Here is a 10,805-nt window from a genome sequence, read left to right as displayed (position 1 = left end):
GAGTCAGTTGTAAATCGTTCAAAGATAAAAAAGCCCGGACAGGTTGTCCGGGCTTCATGTTTCTCATTGTAAATCGTTTTCTCAGGCCTGGGGGGAAACATTCACCGCCATCGGACCCTTCGGACCTTCCGACACTTCAAAGACAACACGCTCCCCCTCCTCGAGGGTCTTGTATCCTTCACCATCAATGGATGAATAGTGGACAAATACATCCTTGCCCTCTTCCTGGGTGATAAACCCATACCCTTTCACCGGATTAAACCACTTCACAACACCTTCCGACATGCCGGCCTCCCTTCCTCTTTTGCTGATCGCCCCTCCGCAGGGACCAAGCAGAATTCTCCTCCAGGTGCCTTACAAAAAACCTTGACATGGAATGCGGATTGTCAAGACACCGAAACTTTTTGAAAGATAGCCGGTAGAGAAAGTCAAGTCAAGAAATTTTCTCTGCATGATCCTGAACCTTTTTCCCTTGAGTCCGCATAGTCCCTGTGGTAGATTCAACTCCCATTCCCTGAAAGGAGAACGGCCTTGCAAACCGCCTATTTTGACTGCTTTGCCGGCATCAGCGGCAACATGGCCTTAGGTGCGCTCCTCCATGCCGGTCTTCCCACGGAAGCCCTTGTTGAAGAACTGGATAAACTCCCCGTAAAAGGTTACCGGATTGATGCCGCGTCCTCCCGACGCGGGAGACTCACCGGCATTCATGTTCAAGTCCGGGTCGGAGAAAATCAACCGCGCCGGAACCTGAAGGAGATCCTCGCCCTCATTCATCAGAGCAGCCTGTCCCCGGCCGTCAAAGAAAAGAGCGGCAGGGTGTTCCGTCTTTTGGGGGAGGCGGAGGCCCGGATTCACGGTGTCGATCCGTCGGAAGTCCATTTTCACGAAGTAGGCGCCGTCGATGCCATCGTCGATATCGTGGGAACCGTGGCCGGGCTGGAACGGTTGGGCATCGAGAGGATCGTCGCCTCGCCCGTAAACGTGGGGAGCGGAACCGTGGAAACGGAACATGGTCTCCTTCCCGTCCCGGCTCCGGCGACGGCCCTGCTCCTGACGGGAAAACCGACTTACGCCGACGGAGAAGCCCGGGAGTGGACGACACCGACGGGGGCCGCCCTGCTAACCGGACTGGCCGACGGCTTCGGCGGACAACCCGGCATGAAGGTCCGCTCCATCGGTTACGGCCTGGGAAGCCGGGAATCATCGGACCGTCCGAACTGCCTCCGGATCATGATCGGGGAAGAGACCGCAGACACCGCAGACACCTGCTGGCTGATCGAAACCAATATCGACGACATGACGCCGGAACTCTTCGGGCATGTCATGGAACGTCTGCTGGATGAAGGGGCGCTGGACGTCTTCTTCACCCCCATCCAGATGAAAAAAAACCGCCCCGCCGTCCGGATCGGTCTGCTGGCACCCGAAGGAAGGGAACAGCATCTGCAGCAGCTTCTTTTCCGGGAGACCACCGCCATCGGACTTCGCCGCAGCCGGGTGTACCGGGAAAAGCTCGACCGCCGGACGATCCATGTGGAGACAAGATACGGAGAAATCCCCGTCAAGATCGGCCTCCTCGACGGGGCCATCGTCAACCGTGCGCCGGAATACGATGTCTGCCGAAAACTTGCCCTGGAAAAAGGCCTTCCTTTAAAAGAGATCATGGACACCGCACGGGCTGCGGCCGGGAGAACGCTTTGAAATCATCCATCGTAATCCTCATTACCGCCTCATCCAAAGAGGAGGCCCGCACCCTGGCCCGGGACCTGGTGGAAACGAGACTTGCGGCCTGCGCCAACCTCCTTCCCGGTGTGCAATCCCTTTTCCACTGGAACGGGAAGGTAGAAGAAGCGGAGGAGGTCCTCCTGATCCTGAAGAGCCGGGCGGAACTCTTTGAGCGGATTGAGGCCCGTGTCCGGAAACTGCACAGTTATGAAGTGCCCGAGATCATTGCCCTACCGATCCTGAACGGTTCGGCTCCCTACCTGGCCTGGATCGATGCGGAGACCGGCGGTTCCGGCTGAAGGCATCCGATCACAGATTCCGGTTGCAAAAATGGGGCTCTTCACCCTACAATGGAGGATGAAAGGGCAAAAGGAATTCCCCATGAGCAAGACTGAACAACTGCAGACCATTATCCAGGACCAGACCCGGATGCTCATCGAAAAGAACCGGCGCCTGGCGGACCTGGAATATCGGATCCGGGAGATGATTGTCACCGGCAGTCGAAAAGAGGACCTGGCGCGCCTTCAGGCGGAGTTGAGTCAAGAGACCATCGAAGGGCAATCAAGTCTCTTTCATACCCTCCTCGAAACGGTTCCCTGCGGGATTGTGGTTTTTAATACAAAACGAATCGTCGTTACCGCCAATCCGCGTGCTTTGGTCCTTCTTGACATCGTGGAAGATGAAATCCTTGGGAAAGAAATCGATCTCTTCCTGCACCCCTGCATGGAAAAAATCGAAAAGGCCCTTGATCCGGGCGAAACGCACCGGGCGGGCAGGGTTCCCTTTCCGAAAAAAAGCGGCGGGGAGATCCACCTCGACCTCCATATTACACCCATTTTGAATCACCGGCGATCTCCGCTGGGCGGGATCGTGCTTCTGTACGAAACACCGGCGGGATCGCCCCTTCCCCTGCATGGCGAGGAAACCCCGGAGAGCAACATTGTTCCTTATGTCCCCTGATCCCGCCACACGTCTGCATGAAATCTACCACAGACTCTTTTCCGCCTACGGCCCGCAGCACTGGTGGCCGGCAAAAAGCCGGTTCGAGGTCATCTTGGGCGCCATCCTGACGCAGAATACCAACTGGAAGAACGTGGAGCGGGCGATTACAAACCTGCGGAAAGCAGATCTTCTGAGATATGAAAACCTCCGAGAAACCCCGCCCGGAAAGCTTGCCGAGCTGATCCGTCCTTCAGGCTATTACAATATCAAGACGAAGCGTCTTCGGTCTTTCTGCCGTTTTCTTCAGAGAGAGTACGACGGAAACCTTTCAAGGATGTTCCGGACGCAGACGGAAGAGCTTCGGAGGGAACTTCTTGCGGTTCCCGGGATCGGCCCGGAAACGGCCGATTCGATCCTCCTTTATGCAGCGAAAAGACCTGTCTTCGTCGTCGACGCCTATACTCACCGGGTCTTAAGCCGGCACGGACTCTGCGGCGAGACAAGTTCCTACGAAGAGATCCAGTCCCTCTTCATGGATCACCTCGACGATGACGTCCGGATGTTCAACGAATACCACGCCCTTTTCGTCCGGGTAGGAAAACTTCACTGCACCCCCAAGCCCCGATGCGATGGATGTCCCCTGGATGAGAGGACGAAACTGACGTGAACGACCGGGATTCTTCTTCCGCTGCCTAAAAGTGGAAACCTTATTGCACATTGACATTTTTTTTCTTTCTCCCGTATAATAGAAGTATGGGCGATGCCCTTTTTCTTTTGTCCGCCCCGTACTCCGGGGAGGGGGGAGGAGGCGGAGAGTGTAACTGCCAAGCAGGAAGGGGTGAAAAAAATTGACAGCCCCCTTTGAGATATGGTAAACCCTCTCAACCCCGTGGAATGACGGCACGATAATCAAGGGACGTAAAGAAGATGGTGTCGTAAAAAGTCACGAAGCCCTTCGACCGGCTCACCATGCTCGGTAGCCTGTCGAACCATGAACGGAGTCCGGAAAACGACTTTTTACGACTTCATCAAAGAAAAAATATGAAAAAATATACAATCATGATTATGTCCGATCCGACGGCAAAGGTTCGAAAGATCCGGGTCCCCGCCTTTGCCCCGGTTCAGTTGATCAGCGCAGCAGTTGCAGTTTTGCTCGTCATCGGAATCGTGATGGTCTATTTCGTCTCCGATTATGTCCGGATGAAAGGCGAGTTGACCGAGTTCAATTCCCTGCGAAAGGAAAATACGGTCCAGCGCTTTCAACTGCAGGCCTTCAGCCGGAACCTTGATCTGCTGAACCGGGAGGTCGATTCTCTCCGGAATTTCAATCACAAACTCCGGGTCATGACCGACCTCGAAGAGACCCCGGCCGGCGACACCCTTCGCGGCGTCGGCGGACCGGAAAGACTCACTCTCCCTCCGGCATACCGGACGGATCTCTCAACGAAAATCGTTCAGGACCTGAACCGGCTGCAACAGAACACCGCCGGCCAGGAAATCAGTGATCAGGAACTAATCGATTTTTTCTCCGACCAGAAAACCCTGCTTGCCTCAACCCCGTCGATCTGGCCTGTCCGGGGGTGGGTCACTTCCGGATTCGGGAAACGGATCGACCCTTTTACCGGCTATCCCAAGATGCATGAGGGGCTGGATATCGCCACACATACGGGAACACCCGTCATCGCCCCCTGCAACGGGATCGTCACACGGGTCAAACGGGGCGATTACGGCTACGGCAAACTGCTGGAGATCAATAACGGACATGGAATTACCCTCCGCTTCGGCCACAATTCAAAGATCGTCGTCAAACGGGGCGACCGGGTCAAACGGGGCGATCTAATCTGCTACGTGGGAAATACCGGCCGAAGCACGGGCCCGCATCTTCACTATGAGGTCCGCGTCAACGGCGTTCCGGTCAATCCGAGAAAGTACATCCTGAATTGAACGCTTTTCCATTGAAAAACCCTCTGCTTTAAGCTACCATACCTCGGTGTTGGATGTGCCGGGGTTTTTATTTTTCCCTTATCATGGCAGAATAGATTCTATGTTTGGATACCTCCTCAGAAAAGTCATCGGCACCCGTAACGAACGGGAGTTGAAGAAGATTCGTCCTTTCGTCGGCCTGATCAACGACTTGGAACCTTCGATCCACGCCCTCTCGGATGAAGCCCTGACCGCAAAAACGGAAGAATTTCGGGAACGTCTTAAGAAGGGCGAATCCCTGGATGATCTCCTTTGCGAGGCCTTCGCCGTCGTCCGAGAAGCCTCCATGCGGGTCCTCGGAATGCGCCACTTCGACGTTCAGTTAATCGGTGGAGTGGTCCTTCACCAGGGCCGGATCGCAGAGATGAAGACGGGTGAAGGAAAAACCCTCGTGGCGACCCTGCCCGTCTATCTCAATGCTCTCGAAGGGAAGGGGGTCCATGTCGTAACCGTCAACGATTACCTCGCCAAGCGGGACAGTCAGTGGATGGGAAAGATCTACCGCTTCCTTGGAATGTCCGTGGGGTGTATCGTCCACAACCTGTCGGATGAAGAACGAAAAGCCGCCTACGACTGCGATATCACCTACGGCACCAACAACGAGTTCGGCTTCGATTATCTCCGGGACAACATGAAGTTCCGCCTGGAAGATTATGTTCAGCGGGATTTTCATTACGCCATTGTCGACGAGGTTGACAGTATTCTCATTGACGAGGCCCGGACCCCGCTGATTATCTCCGGTCCCACGGACGAGTCGACGGACAAATACTATCATATCGACAAGGTCATCCCCCGTCTCAAAGAAGAGCAAGACTATACCATCGACGAAAAAGCCAACTCCGTCGCCCTGACGGAAGAAGGAAACGAAAAGGTCGAACAGGCCCTGGGGCTTACAAATCTTTACGATCCCGCCAACATCGACCTGGTTCATCATGTCAACCAGGCTTTGAAAGCCCACACCCTTTTCAAACGCGATATCGACTATGTCGTCAAGGACGGGGAAGTCCTGATTGTCGATGAGTTCACGGGACGCCTCATGCCGGGCCGACGCTACAGCGACGGACTCCACCAGGCACTGGAAGCGAAGGAGGGGGTGAAGATCGCCAAGGAAAACCAGACCCTCGCCTCCGTCACCTTTCAGAACTATTTCCGGATGTACAAAAAACTTGCCGGGATGACCGGTACCGCCGACACCGAAGCCGAGGAGTTCAACAAGATCTACAACCTTGAAGTCATCGTCATGCCGACCAACAAACCGATGGCACGAAAAGACAATCCCGACCTGATCTATAAGACCGTCAAGGAAAAATTCCGTGCCGTCGTCGAGGAGATCAAAGACTGCCATCGCCGCGGGCAGCCGGTCCTGGTGGGAACGATTTCGATCGAAAACTCCGAACGGCTCTCGGCCCTGCTGAAAAAGGACGGCATCCCCCATCACGTCCTGAACGCCAAGCACCATGAACAGGAGGCGGAGATCGTCGCACAGGCCGGCCGGTTAGGCGAAGTCACCATCGCCACCAACATGGCAGGCCGCGGCACCGATATCGTCCTGGGGGGAAACCCCGAATTTCTCGCCCATGCCAAGGCCGCCGAAGGTTCTGAAAAATACGAAACACTTTTGGAACACTTCACGAAACAGTGCAGCGAAGACAAGGAAAAGATCCTCCGGGAAGGGGGATTGCACATCTTAGGCACGGAACGGCACGAAAGCCGGCGGATTGACAACCAGCTTCGGGGCCGGGGCGGCCGCCAGGGAGACCCCGGCAGTTCCCGGTTTTACCTCTCGCTCGAAGATGACCTCCTCCGCATCTTCGGTGCGGAACGGATTTCCTCGATCATGGACCGCTTAGGCATTGAAGAAAATGTCCCGATCGAAAACAAGATGGTCACCAAGGCGATCGAAAACGCACAGAAAAAAGTAGAGGCACAAAACTTCAATATCCGGAAGCAGCTCCTCGAATACGACGATGTCATGAACCAGCAGCGGGAGGCGATCTACGGATTGCGCCGGGAGATCCTGGAAGGAAAAAATATCAAAGAGATGATCCAGGAGATCATCGATGATCTTCTGGAACGATATCTGACAACTTACGCCGGCGATGAGAAGATCGACTCGAAATGGGATACCGAAGGACTCAAGGATTTTTATTACCGCATCTTTAACCTCGACCTGCCCTTTGCGGCGGACGAGATCCGGGAAATGGACCTGCCGACACTCAAGGAAAAGCTTAAAGCTCATCTCGGGAACATCTATTACGAAAAGGAACTGGAGTTCGGTGAGGCTTTCATACGACACATTGAACAGATGGTTCTGCTCCAGTCCCTCGACACCCAATGGAAGGATCATCTCCTCGGGATGGATGCCATCAAGGAAGGAATCGGGCTCCGGGGATACGGCCAGTTGGACCCGCTGGTCGAATACAAAAAAGAAGGCTTCACCATGTTCCAGGAGTCCCTCGACCGGATCGATGAGAACGCCATCACCACCCTCTTTCACATCCAGATCCAACAGCCGGAAGAGGTGGAACTGGCACGACGCCCCCGAAAACAGCAGATGGTTTTCAGCCACGGGGACGGCGGCGGAGCCGCCAAGGTGCAGACCGTCGTCAAGGGAGAAAAGATCGGGCGGAACGCTCCCTGCCCCTGCGGCAGCGGGAAGAAATACAAACGCTGCTGTGGAAGGTAACCGCCGGAAAGGAGAATGAAAATCAAAGTTGCAGGCATCCAGCTCACCACAACCGCCCACATCGATGCGAACCTGAAGAAGGCCCTGCAGCTCGCTGGTCACGCGGCGGAAAGCGGCGCCCGGATCATCTGCTTCCCCCAGTTCTTCCATCTTCCCTGGTTTCTTCACGAGGAAAACGAAGAGGCCCGGAAATACGCCGTTACAAAAGAAGACGCCCTATTCGATCCCTTCCGCACGCTGGCGGAAAAAGAAAAGATCGTCCTCATTTGCCCGTTCTATGAACGGGGTGAAAAAGGAGATTATTCCTCCGCCGTCGTCTTCGACACCGACGGGACGATCGCCGGGATCTACCGGAAGAACCATCTCCCCGATCTCCCCGAATGGCGGGAGAAATTCTACTTTACGCCCGGCGATTCCGGCTTCCCCGTCTTCGAGACGGCCTGCGGCCGGATCGGGGTGCAGCTCTGCTGGGACAACTTCTTCCCCGAAGGATGCCGGACCCTTGCCCTGAGCGGGGCCGAAATCGTTTTCGCCCCGACGGCGGCGGCCTACGCCTCCCAAGAACGCTGGCTTCATATCCTCTCGGCCAACGCCTTCGTCAACAACCTCTACCTCTTCCGGGTGAACCGGATCGGCCACGACGGAAACCTCGACTTCTACGGACACAGCTTCTGCGTCAACCCTTACGGAGAATTGATTGCCGATCCCATCGGCATGCAGGAGAGCATTCTTCTCGCCGAAGTTGATCTGACCCGTGTCGCCGCCGCCCGGGAAGAGACCGGATTTCTCCGGGACGTGAAAAAACCGTCTCTGTGAAACAATGATCCATAAACAGACATCGACAGATGGGCTTTTTGCAAATCCGACAACAGACCCTTTATGATTATCGGTGTACCCAAAGAATATCGATGAAGCCGGAATCATCCTCAAGAGCAGAGAAGTGAGTCAGGTTTTTACGGGCTGCTGCCCCAATCTCTTTAATTAAGCCAGGATCCATGGTATATTTGTGCAACCAAGAACACAAGCAGAAAGAAGATCTACACTTATGATGGGCCACCAACCGCCTCCGCAACCCAGCTTGTTTTACACCGGATTTAATCTCGACCAAAGAATTCGTAAAAACCACCCCTTGAGAAAGATAGATAACTTGATCGACTTTGAGTTTATCTATCAGGAAGTCCGGGACAAATACGGAAGTAACGGTAATATCTCCGTAGCTCCCCCTATTATTTTGAAGCTGATGCTGCTCCTGGTGCTCTACAACGTTCGCTCCGAGCGAGAGTTGATGGGGACGCTTCCTGAACGGTTAGATTGGCTCTGGTTTCTGGGGTATAATCTGGACTCCAAGATCCCGAACCACAGTGTCCTATCCAAAGCCAGAAAGAAGTGGGGCGTGGAAACCTTCAAGAGTTTTTTTGAACGGATCGTCTGGCAGTGTGTCGAGGTGGGCCTTGTGGACGGCAAAAAGATCTTTGTCGACTCCAGTCTGATTGATGCAGATGCATCCAACAATTCGGTCGTAGACACCCACTCCCTGAAAAAGCATCTGAAGAAGGGCTACCCTGAATTGGAGAAGAGATTGTCCGACCGGGAGGAAGATCCTCCAACAGCGGGCAAGTCGACCCAAGAAGTGAATCAGCGCTATGTCTCGACCACCGACCCCGAGGCCTCAATCGTGAAGCGAGGCACCCCTCGTCTTGGCTATCAGACCCACCGGGCCGTAGATCCGGTAGCCGAGATCATTACCGCTATTGAAGTAACCCCCGGTCATGTCAACGAAGCCCACCGGATGATCTCTTTGCTGGACACCCATCAGGAGAATACAAGAGTTCAGGCAGACACAATCGTAGCTGACAGCAAATACGGTACCATTCAGAACTTGCTGGCCTGCAAGGACAGAGGCGTTGCACCTCATATGCCGACCCTGCGTAAAAAGCACGCAAACAGTTCATCCCGGGAAGGGATTTTTCCGGACCATTGTTTTGCCTATCAAGAAGAAACCAACACCTATCGCTGTCCGGCGGGAAAGACACTCATTCCCCGAACCGTAAACAAGAAACGTCAAAGTCGGGACTACAAGGCGGCCCGGAAGGACTGCACAGCCTGTGTACTTCGTCCCCAATGCACACGGAGCAAAACAGGCCGTACCGTCAAGCGGCATCTTCGTCATGATGACCTTATAGAGATGCTTGCCGTCACGGAATCATCCCCATCCCAAAAGGACATCAAGACACGACAACATTTGATGGAGAGGTCCTTTGCGAATGGCAAACCGTATGAGTTTGATCGTGCCAGATGGAGAGGGCTATGGCGTGTCGGCATTCAGGAATATCTCACAGCGGCCATACAAAACATTCAGAAGCTGATCAAGTACGGCAAAAGTCCGCTGAAACAGGGAGCAAAAGCTATGCTTATCGCACAATCGAAAAAGGGAACTTCATTATTACCAGCCCCATTTCTTATCCCTGTTCGAGCTGAAGAGAAAGGATTGTGGAAAGCAAACTTGCAGGAACAATGATCAGCTAACTCCTGCTCGAATTAATGCGTTTGGGCAACAGCCCGTAAAGGCCTTGGCTTCCTGAAAGGCCCTCTTGCCTCCTATAAACTTTTGGAGAAGGGAGCAAGTAAAATATAGAATTAGCGAAGTCTGACCCCCAGGAGTTCTTTTCTACCGCTGGATTTGGGATTTCAGTGACCATTAACCGTCACTGCGCGATGTTGTGCTGCAGCCGTATAAGCCCCTTTTGTTGCATCTATCAGAGCAGAAGCACCCGCAATAAACCCGCCATCGAAGTCACCGCTGGAAAACTTCGGCTTGATAATCCGGTTAATCAGCTTGCCAACGGCGGGATTAGGTAGTCTCGCTTCTAATCCTTTCCCTACTTCAATACGCATCTTTTTGTCCTGTTTCGAAACGACAAAAAGGATACCATTATCTTTCCCTCTTTGGCCTATCTTCCATTTATTAGCAACTTTAAGGCTGAATTCATCCATCGCATCTCCGTGAAGAGATGGAATTGTCAAGATAACGATTTGTGTTGAATCTTGTTGTTCGAACGCGCTCAGCTTTTTTTTAAGTTCCTGCTCTGCTGAGGGCGAAATCATATCTGCATAATCATTCACATAACCACGAAACTTAGGGATATCCAGTACTTGCGTATAGGGCAACTGCTTTGCTGGCACAAATGTCCAATAAAAATTGTTATAAGACCAACCATAAAAGGCAATATGAACCTTTGGCTGATTACTCCCGTCGCCCGCCTCCTTGCCTGCATATAAGTCACAGTACTTATACTCTCCTTGTTCTTCAACAGGGAATAGAAATTTGTATAGATTTTCTTTAACTTTTCCGTATTTCATACCATCACGCTGCCCACAATCATACCCACAAGCAATATATATACCTTTCTTTTTTTGAGCATCACGTTTCTTGTCGTCAAAACAAAGTTTATATTTTGAGACCTCTCCAGTG

At 53.3% G+C, this 10,805-nt stretch carries 10 protein-coding genes; 8 read left to right on the top strand and 2 right to left on the bottom strand.

Features of this window, described 5'->3' with window-relative positions; genetic code table 11:
* Positions 1 to 81: 81 nt before the first annotated feature.
* Positions 82 to 285, bottom strand: coding sequence for a cold-shock protein (locus tag GXP58_03745; protein ID NOY52717.1), 204 nt, complete (start codon positions 283 to 285; stop codon positions 82 to 84).
* 246 nt (positions 286 to 531) lie between these two features.
* Here GXP58_03745 and larC point away from each other — a divergent pair, with 246 nt between their 5' ends.
* The 8 genes from larC to GXP58_03705 all read left to right on the top strand — a co-directional run bounded on the left by larC (position 532) and on the right by GXP58_03705 (position 9,851).
* A complete protein-coding gene (larC, locus tag GXP58_03740) occupies positions 532 to 1,698 on the top strand; it encodes a nickel pincer cofactor biosynthesis protein LarC (GenBank protein ID NOY52716.1) in 1,167 nt (388 codons plus the stop codon).
* On the top strand, positions 1,695 to 2,021 hold the full coding sequence (locus GXP58_03735) for a divalent-cation tolerance protein CutA (GenBank protein NOY52715.1): 327 nt from the start codon (positions 1,695 to 1,697) through the stop codon (positions 2,019 to 2,021). The genes larC and GXP58_03735 overlap by 4 nt, the downstream gene beginning before the upstream one ends.
* Before the next feature lie 82 nt (positions 2,022 to 2,103).
* Entirely contained in the window at positions 2,104 to 2,682 is a 579-nt protein-coding gene (locus GXP58_03730) for a PAS domain-containing protein (protein NOY52714.1), read from the top strand.
* Positions 2,672 to 3,331: an endonuclease III domain-containing protein gene (locus tag GXP58_03725; GenBank protein ID NOY52713.1), complete on the top strand. Its 660-nt coding sequence runs from the start codon at positions 2,672 to 2,674 to the stop codon at positions 3,329 to 3,331. Before GXP58_03730 ends, GXP58_03725 begins: the two co-directional genes overlap by 11 nt.
* Before the next feature lie 374 nt (positions 3,332 to 3,705).
* Positions 3,706 to 4,608 (top strand): M23 family metallopeptidase, encoded by a 903-nt coding sequence (locus GXP58_03720; GenBank protein NOY52712.1) that lies wholly within the window; start codon positions 3,706 to 3,708, stop codon positions 4,606 to 4,608.
* 100 nt (positions 4,609 to 4,708) lie between these two features.
* A complete protein-coding gene (gene secA, locus GXP58_03715; GenBank protein ID NOY52711.1) occupies positions 4,709 to 7,333 on the top strand; it encodes a preprotein translocase subunit SecA in 2,625 nt (874 codons plus the stop codon).
* Positions 7,334 to 7,348: 15 nt separating this feature from the next.
* Positions 7,349 to 8,149 carry a hypothetical protein gene (locus GXP58_03710; GenBank protein ID NOY52710.1) on the top strand — a complete coding sequence of 267 codons (801 nt, stop codon included), beginning with the start codon at positions 7,349 to 7,351 and terminating at the stop codon, positions 8,147 to 8,149.
* A gap of 229 nt (positions 8,150 to 8,378) precedes the next feature.
* On the top strand, positions 8,379 to 9,851 hold the full coding sequence (locus GXP58_03705; protein ID NOY52709.1) for an IS1182 family transposase: 1,473 nt from the start codon (positions 8,379 to 8,381) through the stop codon (positions 9,849 to 9,851).
* A gap of 170 nt (positions 9,852 to 10,021) precedes the next feature.
* Here GXP58_03705 and GXP58_03700 read toward each other — a convergent pair.
* A partial coding sequence (locus tag GXP58_03700) for a TPM domain-containing protein (protein ID NOY52708.1) occupies positions 10,022 to 10,805 on the bottom strand: 784 nt, incomplete at its 5' end.

It is taken from the genome of Deltaproteobacteria bacterium (assembly GCA_013151235.1).
In the GTDB taxonomy this organism is placed as follows: domain Bacteria; phylum CG2-30-53-67; class CG2-30-53-67; order CG2-30-53-67; family CG2-30-53-67; genus JAADIO01.
This window is presented reverse-complemented; position numbering and strand designations above follow the sequence as displayed.

Bases quoted from the DNA above. Each gene is read 5' to 3' on its own strand.
- GXP58_03745 (NOY52717.1), bottom strand. From the start codon at position 285: ATGTCGGAAGGTGTTGTGAAGTGGTTTAATCCGGTGAAAGGGTATGGG.
- GXP58_03730 (NOY52714.1), top strand. From the start codon at position 2,104: ATGAGCAAGACTGAACAACTGCAGACCATTATCCAGGACCAGACCCGG.
- GXP58_03725 (NOY52713.1), top strand. From the start codon at position 2,672: ATGTCCCCTGATCCCGCCACACGTCTGCATGAAATCTACCACAGACTC.
- GXP58_03720 (NOY52712.1), top strand. From the start codon at position 3,706: ATGAAAAAATATACAATCATGATTATGTCCGATCCGACGGCAAAGGTT.
- secA (NOY52711.1), top strand. From the start codon at position 4,709: ATGTTTGGATACCTCCTCAGAAAAGTCATCGGCACCCGTAACGAACGG.
- GXP58_03710 (NOY52710.1), top strand. From the start codon at position 7,349: ATGAAAATCAAAGTTGCAGGCATCCAGCTCACCACAACCGCCCACATC.
- GXP58_03705 (NOY52709.1), top strand. From the start codon at position 8,379: ATGATGGGCCACCAACCGCCTCCGCAACCCAGCTTGTTTTACACCGGA.